The 23,101-nt window shown below is 61.2% G+C and carries 13 protein-coding genes and 7 pseudogenes; 6 read left to right on the top strand and 14 right to left on the bottom strand.

Features of this window, described 5'->3' with window-relative positions; translation table 11 throughout:
* Window positions 1-166: 166 nt before the first annotated feature.
* Both LJU32_23595 and LJU32_23600 read left to right on the top strand, forming a co-directional pair.
* Window positions 167-1,647 (top strand): annotated as a pseudogene (locus LJU32_23595) (methyl-accepting chemotaxis protein).
* 227 nt (window positions 1,648-1,874) lie between these two features.
* Window positions 1,875-2,240 (top strand): terminase, encoded by a 366-nt coding sequence (locus LJU32_23600; protein WKV88390.1) that lies wholly within the window; start codon window positions 1,875-1,877, stop codon window positions 2,238-2,240.
* Between the two features lies 1 nt (window position 2,241).
* Here LJU32_23600 and LJU32_23605 read toward each other — a convergent pair.
* The 3 genes and pseudogenes from LJU32_23605 to LJU32_23615 all read right to left on the bottom strand — a co-directional run bounded on the left by LJU32_23605 (window position 2,242) and on the right by LJU32_23615 (window position 4,411).
* A pseudogene (locus LJU32_23605) lies at window positions 2,242-3,035 on the bottom strand (thioesterase family protein).
* 233 nt (window positions 3,036-3,268) lie between these two features.
* Entirely contained in the window at window positions 3,269-4,027 is a 759-nt protein-coding gene (locus tag LJU32_23610; GenBank protein WKV88391.1) for a CHAD domain-containing protein, read from the bottom strand.
* A 105-nt stretch (window positions 4,028-4,132) separates the two neighbouring features.
* On the bottom strand, window positions 4,133-4,411 hold the full coding sequence (locus tag LJU32_23615) for a hypothetical protein (GenBank protein ID WKV88392.1): 279 nt from the start codon (window positions 4,409-4,411) through the stop codon (window positions 4,133-4,135).
* Window positions 4,412-4,625: 214 nt separating this feature from the next.
* Between LJU32_23615 and LJU32_23620 the strand changes: the two genes are divergently transcribed.
* Complete coding sequence (locus LJU32_23620; protein WKV88393.1) at window positions 4,626-5,663, top strand: patatin-like phospholipase family protein; 1,038 nt, start codon at window positions 4,626-4,628, stop codon at window positions 5,661-5,663.
* A gap of 147 nt (window positions 5,664-5,810) precedes the next feature.
* On the opposite strand, the pseudogene LJU32_23625 reads toward LJU32_23620, so the two are convergent.
* The 6 genes and pseudogenes from LJU32_23625 to kdpF form a co-directional block, all read right to left on the bottom strand.
* Window positions 5,811-6,508: pseudogene (locus LJU32_23625) on the bottom strand (response regulator).
* A gap of 48 nt (window positions 6,509-6,556) precedes the next feature.
* Complete coding sequence (locus tag LJU32_23630) at window positions 6,557-9,208, bottom strand: sensor histidine kinase KdpD (protein WKV88394.1); 2,652 nt, start codon at window positions 9,206-9,208, stop codon at window positions 6,557-6,559.
* Window positions 9,209-9,360: 152 nt separating this feature from the next.
* Window positions 9,361-9,906 (bottom strand): potassium-transporting ATPase subunit KdpC, encoded by a 546-nt coding sequence (kdpC, locus tag LJU32_23635; GenBank protein ID WKV88395.1) that lies wholly within the window; start codon window positions 9,904-9,906, stop codon window positions 9,361-9,363.
* A gap of 227 nt (window positions 9,907-10,133) precedes the next feature.
* Window positions 10,134-12,189, bottom strand: a pseudogene (gene kdpB / locus LJU32_23640) (potassium-transporting ATPase subunit KdpB).
* A gap of 10 nt (window positions 12,190-12,199) precedes the next feature.
* Window positions 12,200-13,893: pseudogene (gene kdpA, locus LJU32_23645) on the bottom strand (potassium-transporting ATPase subunit KdpA).
* Between the two features lie 8 nt (window positions 13,894-13,901).
* A complete protein-coding gene (gene kdpF, locus LJU32_23650) occupies window positions 13,902-13,991 on the bottom strand; it encodes a K(+)-transporting ATPase subunit F (protein WKV88396.1) in 90 nt (29 codons plus the stop codon).
* A gap of 422 nt (window positions 13,992-14,413) precedes the next feature.
* Here kdpF and eat point away from each other — a divergent pair, with 422 nt between their 5' ends.
* From eat to LJU32_23665, 3 genes are all read left to right on the top strand, one after another.
* Window positions 14,414-15,778, top strand: a complete 1,365-nt coding sequence (eat, locus tag LJU32_23655; GenBank protein ID WKV88397.1) for an ethanolamine permease — start codon at window positions 14,414-14,416, stop codon at window positions 15,776-15,778.
* 129 nt (window positions 15,779-15,907) lie between these two features.
* A complete protein-coding gene (locus LJU32_23660; GenBank protein WKV88398.1) occupies window positions 15,908-16,075 on the top strand; it encodes a DUF2897 family protein in 168 nt (55 codons plus the stop codon).
* Between the two features lie 137 nt (window positions 16,076-16,212).
* Window positions 16,213-16,770 carry a TetR/AcrR family transcriptional regulator gene (locus LJU32_23665; protein ID WKV88399.1) on the top strand — a complete coding sequence of 186 codons (558 nt, stop codon included), beginning with the start codon at window positions 16,213-16,215 and terminating at the stop codon, window positions 16,768-16,770.
* Here the strand turns inward: LJU32_23665 and fabF are convergent.
* From fabF to LJU32_23690, 5 genes and pseudogenes are all read right to left on the bottom strand, one after another.
* Window positions 16,767-18,040, bottom strand: a pseudogene (gene fabF / locus LJU32_23670) (beta-ketoacyl-ACP synthase II). The gene LJU32_23665 and the pseudogene fabF overlap by 4 nt on opposite strands.
* A 205-nt stretch (window positions 18,041-18,245) precedes the next feature.
* Window positions 18,246-18,581: a helix-hairpin-helix domain-containing protein gene (locus LJU32_23675; protein ID WKV88400.1), complete on the bottom strand. Its 336-nt coding sequence runs from the start codon at window positions 18,579-18,581 to the stop codon at window positions 18,246-18,248.
* A gap of 110 nt (window positions 18,582-18,691) precedes the next feature.
* Complete coding sequence (locus tag LJU32_23680) at window positions 18,692-20,689, bottom strand: polysaccharide biosynthesis protein (GenBank protein WKV91184.1); 1,998 nt, start codon at window positions 20,687-20,689, stop codon at window positions 18,692-18,694.
* A gap of 103 nt (window positions 20,690-20,792) precedes the next feature.
* A pseudogene (locus LJU32_23685) lies at window positions 20,793-21,808 on the bottom strand (glycosyltransferase family 4 protein).
* The gene (locus LJU32_23690) at window positions 21,805-22,776 is read right to left on the bottom strand and encodes an SDR family oxidoreductase (protein ID WKV88401.1); all 972 of its coding nucleotides are present in this window, start codon (window positions 22,774-22,776) and stop codon (window positions 21,805-21,807) included. Before LJU32_23690 ends, LJU32_23685 begins: the two are co-directional and overlap by 4 nt.
* Between the last annotated feature and the right edge of the window lie 325 nt (window positions 22,777-23,101).

Genomic DNA, 23,101 nt, shown 5'->3' on the forward strand with positions numbered 1-23,101 from the left:
CGGTGGATTAGCTACAAATGGGCTGAATGACGCAGCGCTTTCGCGAGCAGGCTCGCTCCCACAATAGATCTCGGCATCTGTTGATTCATATCAAAACTCCCGAATCTGTATAGCGGCACAATAATGGCACCTTGCCAAAACTGTTCCGCTATCAGAGAAGACCTCCATGGGTGCCTGGCTTAGCAACATCTCGCTGAAATACAAATTCTGGGCGGTCAACGCGGTCGCCTTTGTCACCACCCTGCTGCTCGTACTGTACGCCGTACATCTCGAACAACAGGCCCGCAGCCACGCCGCGCAGGTGTCCGCGCAGGCGCAGGCGCAGTTGCTCAAGGCCTGGCCGCTCGGGCAACCGTTGCCCAAGTCCGCTCAAGTGCTGACCTTCAAGCGCGGTGAAGCGCCGCGTCTCAATGATCAACCGCTGCTGGAAATCAGCGGCAGCGTCGGTTGGAACGCCATCAATCATCTGCCGCTGTTTGGCGAAAATCCGTTGATCGGCGCCGAGGTGTTCAGCCGGGCCGACGGCGAGCAAGTGGCGGTCATCGCCTGCGCGCCGAGCCTGAGCCAAGTGTTCAGCGAGCGTTTCGCCAACTATGCACTGGCGGTCTTCATCCTGATGCTGGCGATGCTCGGTGCTTCGCAACTGCTGATCCGCTTTTTGCTCAGCCAGCTCAACACGTTGAAAGACGTGATGCTGCACGTTGAAAAAACCGGCGACCTCTCTGCTCGCGTGCCGCTGGTGGGCAAGGACGAAGTCGGGCAAATGGCCAATGCCTTCAATGCCATGCAGGCCGGTTATCAACGCGTCGTAACCACAGTTGCCAACACCGCACGACAACTGGATGACGGGGCTGCGCGGCTGGCCTCGAGCATGAATGATGTGCGCCAAGGCATGCTCGGCCAGCAAAGCGAAACCGACCAGGCTGCCACCGCGATCAACGAAATGACCGCCACCGTTTATCACATCGCGCAACACGCCGGCGCTACTCGTGACCTGTCGAAAACCGCCGACGGCCTCGCCGGTAGCGGCCAGCAGGTGGTGGCGCGGGTGCAGCAGTCGATTGCCGGGCTGTCCAGCGGCGTGCAGCAGACGGCAGAAATGATTCAACGGCTGGCCGAGGACAGTCAGAAGATCAACGGCGTGGTCAGTGTGATTCACAGCATCGCCGAACAGACCAATCTGCTCGCGCTCAACGCGGCGATCGAAGCGGCCCGCGCCGGGAGATGGGGCGCGGCTTTGCCGTGGTCGCCGATGAAGTACGCAACCTCGCCAAGCGCGTGCAGGCGTCCACGGACGAGATCACCGGCATGATCGCCGCGTTGCAGGCCGGCACCCGCGATGCGGTGGATTTCATGCAGGAGAGTTCGTTTAAGGCCGACGACTGCGTGCAGCAGGCCCAGGAGGCTGGCGCGGCGCTGGCGGAAATCAGCGGGGCGGTGGCGCAGATGCGCGAAAGCAACACGCAAATTGCCGTGGCGGCGGAACAGCAGAGTCAGGTTGCCGAGGAGATGAACCGGGCGGTGGTGAGTATTCGTGACGTGACCGAGAACACTGTGCAGCAGACGGTGGATTCGGCGACGACCAGTAATGAGTTGGCGACGCTGGCCGGGGAGTTGAACAAGGCGATAGGTCAGTTGAAACTCTAATGGCCTCTTCGCGGGCAAGCCCGCTCCCACAGGGATTTTCGACAATCAACAATTGTGCGTACACCGAGCACACTGTGGGAGTGGGCTTGCCCGCGATGCCGTCCGCTCAGGCGACATCAGATTTGCCATTGCCGCTATCAGCTCAATAGCCAACCTTGATTCGCCGCCCTCCGCGACCGGGCCTATTCTTCAAGCATGTGTTCAACATGGATCGAGGAGTAGCAAACATGGGCAAACGTCACCCCAACCTTCCCGCGTGGCAATGGCGCGCCTACCCGGGCAATCACCAGCATCCGGCCAATCTGGTCCTGCACCTGATTGCCGTGCCGCTGTTCATTGTGGCGTTTCTGTTGATCGTGTCGGGGGTGTTCAGCTTGAGTCTGGCCAGCGTCGCCATCGGTGTGATCGGGATTGTCGCGGCGCTGGGTCTGCAGCGCCACGGCCACAGCCTGGAAGCGCAAGCCTCCGAGCCGTTCAGTGATCGCAAAGACGCCGTGTCACGTTTGCTGGTCGAGCAGTTTCTGACCTTTCCGCGGTTCTTTCTCAGCGGTGGCTGGTGGCGCGCCTGGCGTGAGCGCCACCGTCGGCATTGAGTCAGGCGAAGATCGTTACGGTCTGCCGGCTCATGGCAATCAGCTCCCTTTCGCACTCCACAGCTTCGCGGCGACATGGCCGTAACCGTCGGCTGCGTATTCGATATCGGCCAGGTATTGGCACCAATCCAGCGTGCTCAAGTCGTGTAACGGCTGCACGAATTCGATGGTCCAGGTCAGCGTGCTGCCCGGTGCCGGTTTCTTCAGATACGGCAACAGCGCCGGTGGCCAGGCATCCACCAGCGCCAGCAGATGCGCCTCGTTGACCGGCTCCTCTTTGACATCCCCACGCAAGCGCACCCAGCCGCCCATCAAGCGCGATGGCGTGCCGGAGAACGGAATCCCGCCGACGCTCCAGCGCATCGCCAGATGGCGCAGGAATTCCGGGGTCACGCCTTTGATGTAGGGCAGCTCCTGGCATTCGTCCCAGTGTTTCATGGTGGGCGCCGGGTAGGCTTCGACGGCGACTTCCGAAGGCCGCGAGGCACCGAAGCTGCCCTGAATGATCGTCACCACCTGACCATTCTGCATGGCGCGGCCCAACACTTGGCTGACGGCTTTGCCTTCACGCAGCACGTCGACTTCGAAACTCACCGGCACCTCCGGCTCGACCGGGCCGACAAAGGTAATCGCCAGCGAACGCACCGGGCGCTCCGTCGGCACCCTGGTACGCATGACTTCAAATTGCAGCGCAGCCACCAGCCCGCCAAAACTGGCGCGGCCCTGCCCCCATTCGGCGGGGATGGTCACTTCAGGTTGTTGGCGGACAGCATCAAGCAGATCGCAAAAGCGCATGGCAACCTCGGAAAACGAAAAAGGGATGCGCGGATCTTAACCAGCGCAGGGCGGCGGCGCAGCGTCTATTCCGGTCAAATGGGCTGACAGATAGGCCTTGCGCCAATATCCGTCACGCCGAAATCCCATGTAGGAGTGAGCCTGCTCGCGATAGCGATTTATCTGACAATGAATTGTCGACTGACAGACCGCTATCGCGAGCAGGCTCACTCCTACAAGGGGATGCGGCGATATCAGGATTTGAAACACGTCGCGCTGAGTTTTTCCAGCACTCGATCGGCCTTCAGCTCTGCCTTGATCAACCCTGCCTGCCAGGTGGCCACGCACGGTTGCAGATCGGCCTCCTGCTCGGCGCGCGCCAGCCATTGCCAGCAATCGTGCCAGTCGCCCAGTGCGCCTTGCGCGGATTTCAGGCGTTTGTAAGCCGGTTTCGGCAAGCGATCCAGCTCGGGATAGGCTTCGATGCCATAGCGCACGCGCTTGATCAGCAGGCGCAGACGATGGCGGTCATGGGCGGGATCGTGCAGCGCCGCGTCGAGCTTCTGCCATTGTTTGCCCAAGCGTTTTTCAATGCGTTTATCCAGATCCTTGAGCAAGCCCTGACGCTGGGACGCGCGCAAAAAGCGTGGAAAAGCGTCAAGAATCATCAGCAGCGAAGCCAATTCCGCACTCGCCGCCAGCGCCGGATACGCCTCGGCCATCTGCGCCAGACGCCGCTGCGCAGCCTCAGGTTGGTCATGCTCGAGCAGATACGCCGCCAGCACTTCGCGATCACGCCACGGCGTGGTCAGCTCGCCCACCGCCGAAGCCGCCGCCTCCAGCTGCTCGACACCCGGCAAGCCGCGCAACGGCCGCAACAGACTGCGCAAGCGCCGCACCGTAGTGCGCAAATCATGCAACGCCTCCGGATCAGTACGCGCAGTCAAGCGCGCCTGACAGGCCAGCAGCCGCACATCCAGGCTCAACACATGAGCCACCAAGCGATCGATCATGGGGGTCTACTCCGTAGACAGCTTCAAGTTGCAAGCTGCAAGCTTCAAGCTGAATGGGGTCGCTTTGAGCTTGCCGCTTGCAGCTTGAAACTTGCAGCTGCTTTTTTATCTTCCTGCGCGGGATTCGCGAATGTAGAAACGGGCTTTCTCGGCTTTCTTGCTGCAGCCTTCGAAGCCTTCGAATTGTTGCTGGGTCTTGGCGGCGGTCAGCAGCGACAGCGCTTTGGAATAGCTGACGGTGCCGGCGAAGCCTTCGGCCTTGGCCAGGTCCAGTTCGTGCCAGGCCGCGTCGAGTTGGCTGCCGCAGCTGTCGCGGTACGCGGTTTTGCCGGCGCAACCGGCCAGAACCAGAGCCATCAACGGTACACAGATCCAGGCTTTCATCACTCACACCTCAAGGTAGGTCAACAGTCGTGCAGGTAAGACGGTCAAGCGGCGAAAAAGTGCCTCGCTGACCGGTCAAACCACGTGGCGCAGAGCATAGCGCGCAAGCTTGCACCGCGAACGAAAAACGACGTCACCGCTTCGCGCAACGACCTTGGCGATTGAGCCGCTTGGCCGATGCGTGCATTGTGCAGGCTTGTCCGGAGGAAGTTTGATGAAAAAGCGTGTCGCACTGGTGCTGGGCTCCGGTGGCGCCCGGGGCTATGCCCATATCGGCGTTATCGAAGAAATTGAAAAACGCGGCTACGACATCGCCTGCATTGCCGGCTGTTCGATGGGCGCGGTGGTCGGCGGGATCTATGCCGCCGGCAAACTGGATGAGTACCGGCGCTGGATCGAAAGCCTTGATTACCTCGACGTGCTGCGCCTGGTCGATGTGAGTTTCCGTCTCGGCGCGATTCGCGGTGAAAAGGTCTTCGGGCAGATCCGCAAGATCGTCGGCGAGATCAATATCGAGGACCTGCGCATCCCCTACACCGCCGTCGCCGCCGATCTGACCAACCAGCAGGAAATCTGGTTTCAGGAAGGCTGCCTGCACCAGGCCATGCGCGCCTCTGCGGCGATTCCCAGCCTGTTTACCCCGGTGATGCAGGGCAACCGCATGCTGGTCGACGGCGGCATTCTCAATCCGTTGCCGATCGTTCCGGTGGTGTCGAGTCACTGCGATCTGATCATCGCGGTCAACCTCAACGCCACCAACCAGCGGCAGTACAAGTTGCCGGTGATCGAGCGGCCAGCAGCGTTTCGTTCGCGCTTCGACAGCCTGATCAACTCCCTGGGTTCGAAGTTGCCATTCCGGCGTAAACAGGCCGAGCAATTGTTGAAGCTGGAACAGGAAGCCCTGCGCGCCGAGGCGGCGGAGATCAATCCGTGGCTCGAAGGCGTCGAGCCGGAAAGCCAGCAACCGGCCGCCGCCCCGGAACGCGAGGGTGCACCGAAATCCGCCACCGGTTCGTTCATCATCGATAACGTCGGGCCGGCGTCGTTGCTGGATCTGATCAACCAGAGTTTCGAGGTCATGCAGACCTCACTGGCGCAGTACAAGATTGCCGGGTATCCCCCGGATATCCTGATCAACGTGCCGAAGCGGGTGTGCCGGTTTTTCGAGTTCTACAAGGCGCCGGAATTGATCGCCCTGGGGCGGGAAATTGCCAGTGATACGCTGGATCGGTATGAGCAGGAGCAGGGTTAATTACCTGAAGGCTGTGGGTGAATGTTCCGGCCTCATCGCGGGCAAGCCCGCTCCCACAGGGTTCTCGGGGGAATGAAATCTGGGTGATACATAGCTCACTGTGGGAGCGGGCTTGCCCGCGATGGCGCCCGACCATACAACACAAAACTACAACCCATCAGCACTCAACAACCGATACCCCACCCCCGCCTCAGTCACGATAAACCGTGGCCGGGTCGGGTCATCCGCCAGTTTCTGGCGCAGATGCCCGACCACGATGCGCAGGTAATGACTGTCCTCGGTGTGCGTCGGCCCCCAGATATCCTTGAGCAATTGCTGCTGGGTGATCACCCGCCCCGGATGCCGCGCCAGTTGCGCGAGCACGGCGTATTCCTTGCGGGTCAGGGCGACTTCAGCGCCATCGAGCAGCACGCGCCGATAAGCCAGATCCACGGTCAACGGGCCAAAACTCAGCGCCGCTGGCTGCGCCTCCCCGCTGGTGCCTGACGCAACAAAGCACGAACACGGGCGAGAAATTCCTGGATGCCGAACGGTTTGGTCACGTAGTCGTTCGCGCCGCCATCCAGCGCTTCGACCTTCTGCCCTTCACTGGCACGCACCGACAACACCAGCACGGGCGTGGTCGCCCACTCGCGCAACTCGCGCAGCACCTGCTGACCGTCCATATCCGGCAGGCCGAGGTCGAGCACCACCAGGTCCGGTTTGCTCAGCGCGGCTTGCGCCAGGCCTTCGGCACCGGTGCCGGCCTCGAGCACTTTATAGCCCTGTGAAGCGAGGCTGATGCGCAGGAATTTGCGGATCTGCGGTTCGTCGTCGATGACCAAAATGGTCGCGGTCTGGCTCATGAATTCACATCAACACAAAAGAGTCGCAAGAGAGTAGCGCAGTCGACTTCATGCTTCACCGTCCATGCCCGGCTGCGCCTGCAATGGCAGGTGCAAGGTGATGCAGGTGCCACGCCCGTCGATGCCGTCAGCCACGGAAATATGCCCACCGTGAGCGCCGACCATGCCCTGACAGATCGCCAGTCCCAACCCCGTGCCCTGCCCGCCGCGATCTCCGCGCGCGGCGGTGTAGAACATGTCGAAAATCTTCGCTCGGTCCTCTTCGGGAATCCCCGGGCCTTCATCGCTGACCGAAAAGAAAATCTGCTGCTCATCGGCGCCGGCACGCAATTGCAGGCGGCCGTGGCTGGGCGAAAAGCGCGCGGCGTTCTCCAGCACGTTGACCAGCGCCTGTTCGATCAGCGCCGCGTGCACATACAGCAGCGGTAATTCGGCCGGTACTTCGGTGCTGACGTGCAGCGGCGCCAGTACGGCGCGCAGGCGATTGAGCGAACTGCCGACGATATCGGCCGGCGATACCCAGTCCCGCGCCAGCTTCAAGGCGCCGTGGCCGAGCCGAGTCATGTCGAGCAGGTTCTGGATGTAGCGGTCGAGGCGTTCGGCCTCATCGCGGGTGCCTTCGAGCAACTCGCGGCGATCCTCCAGCGGGATCGCTTCGCCGAGAGCCAACAGGCTATCGATACTGCCGCGCATGGCCGTCAGCGGTGTGCGCAAATCGTGGGACACCGAGGCCAGTAAGGCGCTGCGCAATTGTTCGGTTTCGCCGTGCAGACGCGCCGCTTCGAGGTCATCGGCCAATTGCGCGCGGGCCAGGGCTTGCGCCAACGGCTGGCTCAGCGCAGTGAGCAAACGTCGGCGCTGACCGCTCAAGCTCTGGCCTTCCTTGGCGCAAACACCAAGCAACGCCAGCGGCCCGTCCTCGACCGACAACGGCCACCACCACCAACGCCCCAGCGGCAAGGTGCCGGTGCCCTTGCCCGCCGGTTGATCGTGTTGCCAGGCCCAATCGGCGGCGGCGCGTTCGGCCTCGGTGAATTGCAGCGGTCCGCCGGTTTCGACCTTCCAGCCGCCCTGCCCGTCGCGGTCGAGCAGGCACAATTGCAAATCGCTCCAGCCTTCGAGGTGTTGCGCAGCGGCGCTGACTACGGCTTGGCGATCGGTCGCGGCGGTGAGTTTGCGCGACAGGTCGAGCAGTTCGCTGGTTTCTTCCTGGGTGTCGCGCAAGGCCTGCAATTGTCGCCGCTGCCGTGCTGCGAGATTGCCGGTGAGCGCCGCCATCAACAGGAAAAACAGCAGCGTCAGCACGTCTTCTTCGCGCTGGATGCTGAACGAGAAATTCGGTGGGATGAACAGAAAATCGTAGGTGAGAAACGACAGCGCCGCACAGGCCAGCGCCGGGCCGAGGCTACTGCGCACCGCCACCAGCAACACCGCCGCGAGAAACACCAGCGAGATGTTCGGCAGCGGCAACACGCTCGACACCGCCCAGGCCAACGCGCTGGCCAACAACGTCGCCACCAGCGCCAGCGCGTAATCGAACCACACCAGCGTCACTGGATTGCGCGGGCGCGGTTGATGCTGTTCGTGGTCACTGTCGAGGACGTTGATTTCCAGACCGTGCGCCTGACGCAGCAGGCGCGCCGCCAGGCCTCCGCCGAACAAGCGACGGCGCAAGCGTGGCCGCGACTGACCGACCAAGAGCAGACTGGCGCGGCGTTCGCCAGCGTGCTGAATCAGGGTTTTCGCCACTTCGCCGGCCCGCAACAGCACCACTTCGCCGCCGAGACGTTCGGCCAGTTGCTGGGCGCTTTGCAGACGCAAGCGTGATTGCTCATCCCGAGCGCTGCCGTTGTCGACATGCACCAGACTCCACGGCAGATGCCGGCGCTGGGCGACGCGACTGGCGTGACGCACCAGCCGTTCGGCCTGCGCATCACCATCGACGCCGACCAGCAAACGCCCGCGCACAGCCGGCGCGGCCTGACCGAGTTGGCGATAGCCTTGGGCGAGATCGTTGTCGACCTGCGCGGCAGCGGTCTGCATTGCCAGTTCACGCAGGGCGGTAAGGTTGGTCTGGGTGAAAAAAGCGTCGATGGCGGCGCGGGCCTGCTCCGGTACGTAGACCTTGCCTTCGCGCAGACGCTCGAGCAATTCACGCGGCGGCAGGTCGATCAGCAGCAGCTCGAAAGCTTCCTGCAAGACCCAGTCCGGCAGGGTTTCGCGCACCTGCACGCCGGTGATGCCGCGCACCTGATCGTTGAGGCTCTCCAGGTGCTGGACGTTGACCGTGGTGAACACGTCGATGCCGGCGGCGAGCAGTTCCTGAATGTCTTGCCAGCGCTTGGCGTGGCGGCTGCCGGGGGCGTTGCTGTGAGCCAGTTCATCGACCAGCACAAGCTTCGGCTTGGCCGCGAGCAAGCCGTCGAGGTCCATTTCTTCGAGCAGCACGCCACGGTATTCGCTGCGCACCAACGGTTGCTGCGGCAGGCCGCCGAGCAAGGCTTCGGTTTCGGCGCGGCCATGGGTTTCGACCACGCCGGCGAGAACCTTCACGCCTTGGCGCAGTTGCGTGTGCGCGGCCTGGAGCATGGCGTAGGTCTTGCCGACCCCGGGCGCCGCCCCGAGAAAAACCTTGAGCCGGCCACGGCCAGCGCGGGGCAGGTCTGCTAACAATGCGTCGGCGCGGCCGGAGTCGCTCATGCTGGGGATGCTCTCTTTCTTCTGAGGTTTGATCGTTCCCACGCTCTGCGTGGGAATGCAGCCCGGGACGCTCTGCGTCCCATAAAAGCAGACGCAGAGCGTCTATTGATGCATTCCCACGCAGAGCGTGGGAACGATCGGTATCAACTGAATTACAGGTTTTGCAGTGCCAGGTTCAGCTCCAGCACATTCACCACCGGCGGCCCCACCAGCGGTTGTTCGATGTGCTGGTCGAGCAATTGCTGCAAAGTCGATACCGGCAGGTTGCGCGCCGCCGCGACACGCGCCAGTTGATAGGCAATTGCCGCCGGTGGCAAGTGCGGATCGAGGCCGCTGGCGGAGGTGGTCAGCAAGGCCAATGGCACCGGCCCCTGCCCAGCGACCTGTTGTTTTTGCGCGTCTTCGATCACGCGGGTCGCCAGGGCCGGATTGCTTGGCGCGAGGTTGCTGGCGCCGCTGGCGACCGTGGCAAAAGCCCCGGCGGATGGCCGTGGGTGGAACCAGTTGTCACCGCTGAAATCCTGGGCAATCAGCGACGAGCCGCGGACTTTGCCGTCGGCGTCGTGGATCAGGCTGCCGTTGGCTTGGTCGGGAAAGGCGACCTGGGCGATGCCGGTGACCGCGAGTGGATAGGCGACGCCGGTGATCAGGGTCATTAGCGCTAACAGGGTCAGGGCCGGGCGTATCATTGTGGACATTTCAAGATCCTCGAATTCGTTGGACAAACTTTTGCCGGGTGTCAGGGAGATCTTTTCCCCTCACCCCAGCCCTCTCCCCAAGGGGGCGAGGGAGAAAGGGAGCCGATCTTCATGCTGTTCAAGACCTGAGTTCGGCTCGGAATTTCAGGTCGGCGAACCTCGCACAAACACCTCGGTCAGTCCCCTCTCCCCCGGGAGAGGGCTAGGGTGAGGGGCTCTTTTCAGCCTCACACCAGATGCAACGCCGTAAGCAGCATGTCGATCACCTTGATCCCCACGAACGGCACGACAATCCCGCCGACGCCATAGATCAGCAGATTGCGCCGCAGCAACGCCGCCGCACTCGCCGCCTGCACGCGCACGCCGCGCAATGCCAGTGGAATCAGCACAACGATGATCAGCGCGTTGAACACAATGGCTGAGAGAATCGCGCTCTGCGGACTGCTCAGATGCATGATGTTCAGCACGCCCAGCTGCGGGTAAATCGAGGCGAACAGCGCCGGCAGAATCGCGAAGTATTTGGCGATGTCGTTGGCGATGGAAAAGGTCGTCAGCGCGCCACGGGTCACCAGCAATTCCTTGCCGATCTGCACCACGTCGAGCAGCTTGGTCGGGTCGCTGTCGAGGTCGACCATGTTCGCCGCTTCGCGTGCCGCTTGCGTGCCATCGTTCATGGCCATGCCGACGTCTGCCTGGGCCAGCGCCGGGGCGTCGTTGGCGCCGTCGCCGCACATGGCGACCAGGCGACCGTCGTTCTGCTCGTGACGAATCCGCGCGAGTTTCTTCTCCGGCGTGGCTTCGGCGAGCACATCGTCGACGCCGGCTTCAGCGGCGATCGCAGCAGCGGTCAGCGGGTTGTCGCCGGTGACCATCACCGTGCGAATCCCCAGTTTGCGCAGCTCGGCAAAACGCTCGCGGATGCCTGGCTTGACCACGTCCTTGAGATGGATCGCGCCAAGCAATTTGCCGTCAGCACAGACCAGCAACGGCGTGCCACCGCTCTGGGCAATCTTGTCGATTTCCCGCGCCAGCGCCGGGGCCAGATCGCTACGCTGTTGACCGAGAAACGCCAGCAGCGAATCCACCGCGCCTTTGCGATACACGCGGCCCTGATAATCGACGCCGGACAAGCGGGTTTCCGCGCTGAACGGCACGGCGGTCAGGGTTTCCGGGGCCGGCTCCGGCTGCGGATGCAGGCCACGAAGGAACTCGACGATCGACTTGCCCTCAGCGGTTTCATCGGCCAGCGAGGCGAACAGCGCGCCTTCGGCCAGCTCACGGCCGGTCACACCCGGCGCGGCATACACCGCGCTGCAACGACGGTTGCCGAAGGTGATGGTGCCGGTCTTGTCGAGCAACAGCACGTGCACGTCACCCGCCGCCTCCACTGCGCGACCGGACTTGGCGATCACATTCAGGCGCACCAGCCGATCCATCCCGGCGATACCGATGGCCGACAGCAGACCGCCAATGGTGGTCGGGATCAGCGTGACCAATAACGCCACGAGGAACACCAGCGGCAGGTTGCCATTGGCGAAATGCGCGAACGGTTGCAGGGTGACGACCACCAGCAGAAAAATCAGGGTCAGGCCGATCAGCAGGATATCCAGCGCCACTTCGTTGGGGTTTTCTGGCGTTTGGCGCCTTCGACCAGGGCGATCATGCGGTCGAGAGTCGATTCACCAGGGTTGGTGGTGATCTTCACCAGCAGCCAGTCGGACACCAATCGCGTGTTGCCGGTGACGGCCGAGCGGTCGCCGCCGGACTCGCGGATCACCGGCGCCGATTCACCGGTGATCGCCGCTTCGTTGACCGCCGCGATACCTTCGATGACTTCGCCGTCACCGGGGATCATTTCCCAGCTTCGACACGCACCACATCGCCCTTGCGCAGATTGGCAGCCGGCACGATCTTGAAGCTGCCATCGGCTTGGCGGCAGCGGGCGCTGAGGCCTTCGCTGCCGGCCTTGAGGCTGTCGGCGCGAGCCTTGCCACGACCTTCGGCCAGGGCCTCGGCGAAGTTGGCGAAGAGCACGGTGAACCACAGCCACAGAGCGATTTGCGCGGCGACGAAGGTCGGCACGTCGGCATCCGGAAGGAAGCACAGCACAGTGGTGAAAATCGCCGTCAGTTCGACCACCAGCATCACCGGCGAACGCGCCAGTTGTCGTGGGTCGAGCTTGACGAAGGCTTGCACCAGCGCCGGACGCCACAGGGCCGAGATCGCGGTTTTGGCTTGTTCCGGCGCTTTGACGGCGGCGGGTTTGATTGCAGGCATATTCATGATGGATTCCTTAGAAGCCCATACTTAAATGTTCGGCGATAGGACCGAGCGCCAGCGTCGGCAAGAACGTCAGGCCGCCCACCAGCAAAATGGTCACGGTCAACAGGGTCACGAACAGCGGGCCGTGAGTCGGAAAGCTGTTCTGGCCGACCGGTGCGCTTTTCTTCATCGCCAGGCTACCGGCCAGTGCCAGCACTGGGAGGATGTAGCCGAAGCGGCCGATCAACATGCCCAGGCCGAGCATCAGGTTGTGGAACGGCGTGTTCGCGCTGAGGCCACCGAACGCCGAGCCGTTGTTGGCGCTCGCCGAGGTGTAGGCGTAGAGCAACTGACTGAAACCGTGCGGGCCGGGGTTGCTGATGGTTGCCGCAGCGCTGGGAATCGTGGCCGCAATGGCGCCGAGCACCAGCACGCCGACCGGCATCACCAACAAGGTTACGACCAGCAATTGCACCTCACGCGCTTGAAGCTTCTTGCCGAGGTATTCCGGCGTCCGACCGATCATCAGGCCGGCGAGGAACACCGCGATCAGCACGTTGAGCAACATGCCGTAGAGCCCGGCGCCGACCCCGCCGAAGATCACTTCGCCGACCATCATGTTGACCAGCGCGACCATGCCGCTCAGCGGGGTGAGGCTATCGTGCATGCCGTTCACCGAGCCGTTCGAAGCCGCCGTGGTAGTCACCGACCACAGCACCGTCGCGGTGGTACCGAAGCGCGCTTCCTTGCCTTCCAGCGGTGCAGTCTGCTCAACGGCGGCGTTGTTCAGGGTCGGATTCGGCTGATACTCAGCCCACAACGACGTCGCACCGGCGATCAGGAACAACGCCAACATGCAGGCGATGATCGCGCGGCTCTGACGCAGATCCTTGACGTAGTGGCCGAAGGTGAACACCAGTGCCACCGGGATCAGGATGATCGAAGCGACTTCGAACAGGTTGCTCCACGCGGTGGGGTTCTCGAACGGATGCGCCGAGTTGACGCCGAAGAAACCGCCACCGTTGGTGCCCAGTTGTTTGATCGCAATCTGACTGGCGGCCGGGCCGAGCGGGATCACCTGATCGACGCCTTGCAGGGTCACGGCATTTACATACTGGGCGAAGGTTTGCGGCACGCCCTGCCAGACCAGATACAGCGCCAGCAACAGGCACAGCGGCAGCAGGCCGTAGAGGGTGGCGCGAGTCATGTCGACCCAGAAATTCCCCAGGGTTTTCGTCGATTTGCGCCCGATGCCACGGCACAACGCGACCAGCACGGCGAGGCCAGTGGCGGCGCTGACGAAGTTCTGCACAGTGAGGCCGACCATCTGACTCAGATAGCTGAGGGTCGCTTCGCCGCTGTAGGACTGCCAGTTGGTGTTGGTCATGAAACTGACCGCGGTGTTGAACGCTTGGGTCCATTCCTGGCCCGGCAGGTTTTGCGGGTTTAGCGGCAGGTGATCCTGGAACAGCAGAATCGCAAACAGCAGCAGGAAACCGGCAAGGTTGAACGCCAGCAATGCCAGCGTGTACTTCTGCCAGCTCTGCTCCGCCTGCGCATCGACCCCGGCAAGACGATAGCAACCGCGCTCGACCGGGCCGAGAATCGGCGTCAGCCAGGTGCGCTGGCCCTCCATCACCTTGTAATAGAAGCGCCCAAGGAACGGCGCCGGCAGCAAGACCAGCGCAAAAACCCGAGGATCAGCCAATAGTCATAACTGTGCATAGCCGCTCCTAGTTCCGGTCCGCGCGCAATAGCGCAACCAACAGATAAATGAACAGCCCCACTGCCAACAGCAGTGACACCCCGTCCAGAACGCTCATGGAAGATCTCCGTGTTACGGCGTATTGCCGTGTGTGCAGCGATTGTCGGGAAGGAGGCTGTAAAGGAACGAGAGCGAGGGGTGTGGCGGGGCATAAAGAAAGCGTAAAGAGTGGGTTTATGCCGGCGTTACAGCAGGTTTTGCAGCGTCAGGGCGGCCCTCATCGCGGGCAAGCCCGACTCCCACAGGTTATGCGCTGGAATCAAATTCAGCGGACGACGCAGAAACCTGTGGGAGCGGGCTTGCTCGCGAAGACGGCATAACAGACTCCGCTGCTCCCAACTGGCGCACAAAACCCACACATTCAGCGCCAATCATCCCCGCTGCGACAGCTTTGAACTCATTACGACTTGTTTCAGCGTAATGGCACGTCCACTGCACATGCCCTCTCCCGAGCTTTCCAACCATTGCGGGAGCAAGCGCATGAACACACAACTCAAACCCACGCTGGGCACGTTGCACCTGTGGGGCATTGCCGTGGGGCTGGTGATTTCCGGGGAATATTTTGGCTGGAGTTACGGCTGGGGCGTGGCCGGTACGCTGGGATTTCTGGTGACTTCATTCATGGTCGCGACCATGTACACCTGCTTTATCTTCAGCTTTACCGAACTGACCACCGCGATTCCCCACGCCGGCGGGCCGTTTGCCTACAGCCGCCGCGCGTTTGGCGAAAAAGGCGGATTGATCGCCGGACTGGCCACACTGATCGAATTCGTCTTCGCCCCGCCAGCGATTGCTCTGGCGATAGGCGCTTACTTGAATGTGCAATTTCCGGCACTGGACCCGAAACACGCGGCGGTCGGCGCGTACATCGTGTTCATGGGCCTGAACATTCTCGGAGTGAAACTGGCCGCGACGTTCGAGCTGATCGTCTGCGTGCTGGCGGTGGCTGAGTTGCTGGTGTTCATGGGCGTGGTCGCGCCGGCGTTCAGCTTCAGCAACTTTGCACTGAATGGCTGGGCCGGTTCTGACGTCTTCGGCGCACCGGCGATTGCCGGGATGTTCGCGGCGATTCCCTTCGCGATCTGGTTCTTCCTCGCCATCGAAGGCGCCGCCATGGCCGCCGAAGAAGCCAAGGACCCGAAACGTACGATCCCGAAAGCCTACATCAGCGGCATCCTGACCCTGGTGCTGCTGGCCATGGGCGTGATGTTCTTCGCGGGCGGTGTAGGCGACTGGCGCACCTTGGCCAACATCAACGATCCGTTACCACAAGCGATGAAAACCGTGGTCGGCGACAACTCCGGTTGGCTGCACATGCTCGTCTGGATCGGTCTGTTCGGCCTGGTCGCCAGTTTTCACGGCATCATCCTCGGCTACTCACGACAATTCTTCGCCCTCGCCCGCGCCGGTTACCTGCCTGCCTCACTGGCAAAACTGTCGCGCTTTCAGACCCCACACCGGGCAATCATCGCTGGCGGCCTCATCGGCATCGCGGCGATCTACAGCGACGGCCTGATCAACCTCGGCGGCATGACACTCACCGCAGCGATGATCACCATGGCCGTGTTCGGCGCGATCGTGATGTACATCATGAGCATGCTCAGCCTGTTCAAACTGCGTAAATCGGAACCGAATCTGGAACGTACTTTCCGCGCGCCGTGCTATCCGCTGGTGCCGATGATTGCGCTGATACTGGCGGTGGTTTGCCTGGTAGCGATGGCGTGGTTCAACACACTGATCGGGCTGATTTTCCTCGGTTTCATGGCGGTGGGGTTCTGCTACTTCATGCTGACCGGGCAACTGCGCGCCGATGCGCCGGCGGATGCGATGTTGACCGGTTTGTGACGCCGTTCGGGTGTGCCGGGCATTAGCGGCCTAGAATGGAACCACTGCGAAGTCGTTTCGCTCAAAGGTGGTATGCAGCATCGCACGGCGAAGTCCTCGCCCGTCGAGCTGCCCTTAAGGAGAGCCGTTATGCCCTGGTATGCCTGGTTGATTCTGGTCGTTGCGATCGGCTCGATTGTTGGCGGATTGATGATGTTGCGCGACACCGCCAACAAGGTCGAACTGACCGATGAAGAACGCAAGCGCGTCGCACAGCGCAATGCCGAAGCGGACGCCAAGGACGCACAGGACCGCTGACACCAACCCCGCCGCCATGGCGGGGTTTGTTTTTCCAGCGCAATCGGACTTACCCGCCGGCTGTTTAGATTTTGGAAGTACAGTCACCATTTAATCTTCCGTGGTTAAGATGGCAGCATCGTCGCGGAGAGCTCCACATGCGTTACTCGCCAGATCACAAAGCCCAGACCCATCAGCGCATCATCAAGGAAGCCTCGGCGCGCTTTCGCAAGGACGGCATAGGCGCCACCGGCCTGCAACCGTTGATGAAAGCGCTGGGCTTGACCCATGGCGGTTTCTACTCGCACTTCAAATCCAAGGAAGAACTGGTCGAAAAAGCCCTGCAAGAGGCCGGCGAGCAAGTCGCGGGCCTATGCGAAGAAATCTTCGCGCAGGAAAACCCTTTGCAAGTATTCATCGACACCTACCTGTCAGAGTGGCATCAGACCTCGCCTCAAGAGGGCTGCCCGCTGCTGACCATTTCCTCGGAACTGGGCCTGCGCGGCCAGCCAAGCCCCACCAGTGACGAAGTCCTCAACGCTCGCCTCGAACAAATTCAAGGCACGCTCGAAGGCGAGAACAGCGCCGATCGCAGCATTGTCATCATGGCGACCCTGGCCGGCGCACTGCTGCTGTCACGCAGCGTCGCGAATGCCGACTTCGCTCAGCGCATCCTCGACGTCACCCGCGAACATCTCAAGCAATCGAGCGATTAACCTTCCCAGCGCTTGAACAGCACGCTCGCGTTGACCCCGCCAAAACCGAAGCCGTTGGACAAGGCATATTCGATCGCCATCGACCGCGCCTGACCATGGACGATGTCCACCCCTTGGCTCGCCGGATCCGGGTTTTCGAAGTTGAGCGTTGGCGGCACTACCTGATCACGAATCGCCAGGAGCGTGAAAATCGCCTCCAGCCCGCCGGCCGCGCCGAGCAAATGACCGGTAGCGGATTTGGTCGAAGTCACGGCGATCTTGTTCTGCGTGCCAAACAACGCCTTGATCGCCGCCAACTCGCCCAGGTCACCGACCGGCGTCGACGTCGCATGAGCATTGAGATGCTGCACGTGCTCCGGCGTCACACCGCCCTGAGCCAGTGCCAATTGCATCGCCCGGCGTGCGCCACTGCCGTCTTCCGGCCCGGCGGTCAGGTGATAGGCATCGGCGGTGGTGCCGTAGCCGACCAGTTCGGCCAGCGGTTTCGCCCCACGCGCCAGAGCATGCTCCAGCGATTCGATGACCAGCAGGCCGGCACCCTCGCCCATCACGAAACCGTCGCGCCCACTGTCGAAAGGACGCGAGGCTTTTTCAGGGTGTCGTTGTAACCGCTGGACAGCGCCCGCGCCGCCGCGAAACCGGCGAGACTGACGCGATCGATCGAAGCTTCAGCACCGCCACATACAGCGATGTCCGCCTCACCTGCGCGAATCAACCGCGCCGCATCGCCGATCGCCTGAACCCCGGCGGCACATGCGGTAACCGGTGCGCCCAACGGCCCTTTGAGGCCATGCTGGATCGACACATGACCGGCCGCGAGATTGACCAGAAACGATGGGATGGTGAACGGCGACAAACGCCGCGGGCCACGGCTGTCGGTGGTACGCACGGCATCGGCAATGGCACCGAAACCACCGACGCCCGAGCCGATGATTGTTGCGGTCCGCTCCTGGCTTTCAGCGTCCGCCGGATGCCAGCCTGCCTGCTCCAGCGCCTGCCGCGCCGCTTCCATGGCGAACATGATGAAGCGATCCATCTTCTTCTGTTCCTTGGGCGGCGTCGCACGATCCGGATCAAACCCGGCCTCGGCATCCTCCTCCACCGTCGGCACGCTGCCGCCGACCCGGGTCGGCAGATCAGCCACAACCGCGTCTGGCAGGTTGCGCAACCCGGAACGACCGGCCAGCAAACGCTGCCAGACGATTTCAACATCACTGCCCAAGGGTGAAACCAGGCCCATGCCCGTAACGACGACTCGACGTTGGTTCATATTGTGGTGACCCCTTATCAATTCAAAATTCGACGTGCATCGGTGTACTGCGATTCAGCTGCTGAATCAGTCCCGAGCGAAATTATTATAGGCATAATTAAGGCGCAATATGATACCCGTAATTTTCAGCGTTCAGGCATCGACCAGATCGGCACCCAATAAAAAGGCCGGTCAATGACCGGCCTCTCGGCGTTGAACTGTCAGCTTAGTTCACTTCCAGCTTTTCACGATTTCGATCCAGAATCGCCTTACCAATCCCCTTCACCTCCAGCAACTCATCCACCGACGCGAACGGACCATTTGTATCCCGATACGCAACAATCGCCTGCGCTTTCGCCTCTCCCACACCCGCCAACTCCTTTTGCAACGTTGCCGCATCCGCGCCGTTGAGATCGACCTTGGTAGTCTGGGAAGGCGCCGCTGCATCCATCAGCAAAGGCGCCTTCGGCGTCGGCGAAGGCGCTTCAGGTGCCGCAATCGCGGCGATCGAGGCACTGGTGAGGAAAGCAAAGATCAGCGAGTAGAAATAACCGGTACGCATAAGTGACGCTCCATCATCGTTTTAGAAAGCAGCTTTTCCCAAGCTGCTCTTCAAACGTAGGCCATGATGGAGCGAAGTCAAAAATGCGAGCGTTACAGGATGTGAAACAATCAAGGCTCGAGACGACGTTGCTGGTAGATCCAGTCAACGATCTCGCCATCGGGGGTGTAGCCGCTGACCGTTTCACGCAGGAGCTGGCGGACACGGATGTAGTCATCTCTCTCGACGGCTTTGAGCAATTCGCTCAGCCGCGCTTTCAACACATCCCAAGACAAATGGTCTTCGTTGGCACTCATGATCATCGGATGTGGGGTTGCGGCGACGTTGTCGCCAATCAGCAACTCTTCGTAGAGCTTTTCGCCAGGACGCAACCCTGTGAATTCGATGGAGACGTCGCCTTGCGGGTTGCGGTCGGAGCGGATACTCAGACCCGAGAGGTGAATCATTTTCTCGGCAAGCTCGACGATCTTCACCGGCTCGCCCATGTCCAGCACGAACACATCGCCGCCTTGTCCCATCGAGCCAGCCTGAATCACCAATTGGGCCGCCTCGGGGATGGTCATGAAATAGCGGGTTATTTTCGGATGGGTCACCGTCAGAGGACCACCAGATTTGATTTGGCTGTGGAACAACGGGATCACTGAACCGGAAGACCCCAGCACATTGCCGAATCGCACCATGGTGAAGCGGGTTTTGTTGACCCGTGAAACGTTGGCCTTGTCACCAAACAGGACTGGAGCGATCTCGTGGCTCAACGCTTGCAGAACCAGTTCGGCGAGGCGTTTGGTACTGCCCATCACATTGGTCGGGCGAACGGCCTTGTCGGTAGAAATCAACACGAAATTGGCCACACCTGACTGCAGGGCTGCCTGCGCGGTATTCAAGGTGCCGATCACGTTATTCAGCACACCTTCGGCAATGTTGTGCTCGACCATCGGTACGTGTTTGTAAGCCGCTGCGTGATAAACCGTGTCGACCTGCCAGGTTTTCATCACATCCAGCAACTTGTCCGGATGGCGAATGGAACCGAGGATGGGCAACAGACGCACCTTGACCGACTCCCTGCACCCACGCTGCTCCAGTTCGGACAAAATGCTATAGAGATTGAATTCACTGTGATCGAACAGCAGTAGTGTGGTCGGGCCCAAGGCAAAAATCTGCCGGCACAGCTCTGAGCCGATCGAGCCACCAGCACCGGTCACCATGACGACTTTGCCCCTGATGCAGCGTTGCAGCAGGTCCGGTTGCGCTGGCACGGCGTCGCGCCCCAGCAAGTCAGCGATGTCGACTTCCTGAATGTCTTCGACTTTCACCCTTCCGCTGGCCAGATCGGTGAAATTCGGCACGCTGCGGATATGCAGAGGAAAACCCTCGAGCAGGTTGAGAATCTCCCGCCGTCTGGCCCGGGTGGAGGATGGCAGGGCCAGCAGGATTTCCTGGGCGCCGGTAACGTCGATCATTTCCTGAATGTGCTTGGGCTTGTAGACATGCAGACCCGAGATCGATCGGTCAGCGATACTGGCGTCATCGTCAATGAAAGCCACCGGGCGCATGACCTTGCCCATGCGCAACGCGGCAACCAGCTGATTGCCGGCGACGCCGGCGCCGTAAATGGCAACCTTCGTCAAGCCGTTATCACGATTGGTGAAGGGCACATGTTGCGCTGCAGTAAACCAGTCCCCCATGAAGTATTGGCGCATACACAAGCGCAGTCCGCCAATGATGACCAGACTCAACCACCAGTAATTGAAAATGATCGAACGCGGTACAACGGCCTCGTGGTTGCTGTACCAGTACACGACAACGGCCAGGATCAGCGAAGAAAGACTTACCGCCTTGATAATGGCAATCAGCGCGTCATTGCCGAAATACCGCATGACAGCCCGGTACATGCCGAAGCGAATGAAAAGGGGGATAGCGACGACGGGGGCGCAGACAAACAGCCAGACATGCACTCTGAACGGGTTATACATGTCGTCGATGCCCAGGCGAACGATGAACGCCAGCCACAGGGCTGCCCAGACCAGGACGATGTCCGTTGCCACCTGAATCAGGCGTTTGCGTCGCCTCGGCAATGCGACGAGCCGCTCCCGAACCTTGTCCATCAACTCTTCAAACACTCAGTTTTCTCCCTTCAACTGCTGTATTCCTCTGCTGAACTGCTGGCATGCACTGTAAACCCAAATGACAGAGCCGTGACGCGGTGGCCTTTCAGTTCTTTTCCAGTTCGCCGGCGCGATATGCGATTGCAAGCCACAGCAGAGGAGCATAGGCGACAATAACGCCCAGGCTCCCGTCCAGTCCGAAATGCGTAACGGCCACGGCAATCGGCAACAACCAGAACATATTGATCACGGCAACGGTAATAGTGACGGGCAGATGACTGCCAAACCGACGAGAGGCATATTGATAGGCGTGACTGCGATGCGCCTCATAAACTTTATCGCCGCGCAGCAAGCGCCGAAATAGCGTGAATGTCGCATCGACAATAAACACGCCGAGCAGTATCAGCCAGCCCCATAGCAGCTCGGCACTCTGCCATGCCGCCTGCAGCGACAAGCCTCCCAGCACGATACCGAGAAATCCGCTGCCGGCATCGCCCATGAAGATTCGAGCGGGCGGAAAATTCCAGAACAGAAAGCCGCCGACGCACACCGCCAGCAGCAGCGGCGCCCAGACCACTTGCGGCCAACCACCCAGCCAGCCAAGCAGACAGGCGCCGAGGCATACGCAAATGGCCTCGACACTGGCGATACCGTCAATACCGTCCATGAAGTTGTACAGATTGAGCAGCCAGACAAGATAAAACACCGCCAGCACATGACCGACAACACCCAGGTCGACCACCACGCCCCAGAACTGCAGGGCAGGGAGTCCGCCCATCCACCAGAGCAACCAGGTCGCCGCGGCAAAATGCCCCAGCAATCGCCAGCGTGCAGCGATGTGTCCATGGTCATCCATGAACCCAACCACGGCGACCAGCGCCCCGCCCCGGCGATAGCGATAAACGGCGCGAACGCAATCAAATCCCGCCACAGCAGATACACCAGCGCCAACAAGAACGTCAGAACAATCGCCACCCCGCCACCACGCGGGGTTGGCACCGAATGCGAGCTTCGCGCATTGGGAATATCCATAAGGCTTCTTGCCAGAGCGTAATGACGCAAAGCCCAGGTCAGTGTCAGGGAGAGAAGCGCAATGATCGCGATGAACCATCCGTAATTCATTTTTGGCGAGTATCCAGAAAATGCTGCGCCGTCAGGTTCAAGGCGCGATCAAGGGCCACCGGAGGCACCCAGTTCAATAGTTGGCGGTTCTTGCTGATATCGACCTGCAAAGAACCGAAGAGTCTTTGCGACAGCGCTTCACGGCCCAGCAATCTGGCCACACCGCTCATGAAACCGACGGAGACCGGCAATAGCCGGGCCGGTCTGCCAAGCGCGGTGCCGAGCCTGCGCAACAGCTGAGTGGTCGAGACATCTTCACCATCACTGGCCAGAAACACCTGATTTGCAGCTGCCGGGTGCTCGGCGCAGGTCAGCACCAGATCGATCAGATTATCGAGCGCCACCAGGCTGCGCCGATTGTCGACGGCACCGAACGGCAGTGGCACGCCGCGATATAGCCAGCGCATCATGCTGAGGAAATTGGCTTTGACGCTCGGGCCGTAGACCAGCACCGGGCGGATGATGACCACGTCCATGCCGGTGCCCGCGGCCAAAGACAGCAACGCCTGTTCGGCTTCGTGTTTGGAGATGCCGTATGGATCGACCGGCGCAGGTAGGTCATCGGCCGTGTACACGTGCCCGGGCGCAGTGCCCTCCCCGTTGACCTTGATCGAACTGACGAAGATGAAACGCCGCACTCCGGCCGCCGCGGCTTGCCGAGCGAGATCCAGAGTGCCTTGCACATTGGCTAGACGGAACGCTGCCAGCGGATCGGCGTCCACCTCGTTCATGATATGAACCCGCGCCGCGGTATGGATGACGCAATCGACGCCCTGCATTGCCTCCGATAGATCCTGCCCGCGGCCAAGACCGGACCACTGGACCGCATGCATGCGAGGATCCATAGCCGTTTCGGCGCGGCGCAGAGGGGCCACGACATGGCAGTCCGCTGACGCAAGCAATCGGCCGATCAATGCCCGGCCCACAAAACCGCTGCCACCCGTTACCAGAAATGTCTTGGTGCTCATGGGCGACCCTTGGAAGAAATGGATACTGCACACACTGCAGCGACGCTGTTGCAAGTGACGGAACCGCGCTTCTGGCGCGACGCCAGGAAAATCCGATCGGCTACCGCACGAGGCGGGCAGTTTATTGAATCGACGACTTCATAGCCACTTCTGTGGCGATAGCAGTCCTGCAAGCTGCATCTACCGCAAAGCCAAACACTGGCGCTAATTGCACTTTGCTGTTGGAGCGGGCTCAGGGTACGGATAGAATCCGTGCGGAAAAGTGATCGGAGCGCTCGCAGCTACAGGATTTCAGCTCCGCCATCACGTCAAATCTCGGCTAACA

The sequence above is a fragment of the Pseudomonas sp. B21_DOA genome (assembly GCA_030544685.1).
In the GTDB taxonomy this organism is placed as follows: Bacteria; Pseudomonadota; Gammaproteobacteria; order Pseudomonadales; family Pseudomonadaceae; genus Aquipseudomonas; species Aquipseudomonas fluorescens_AO.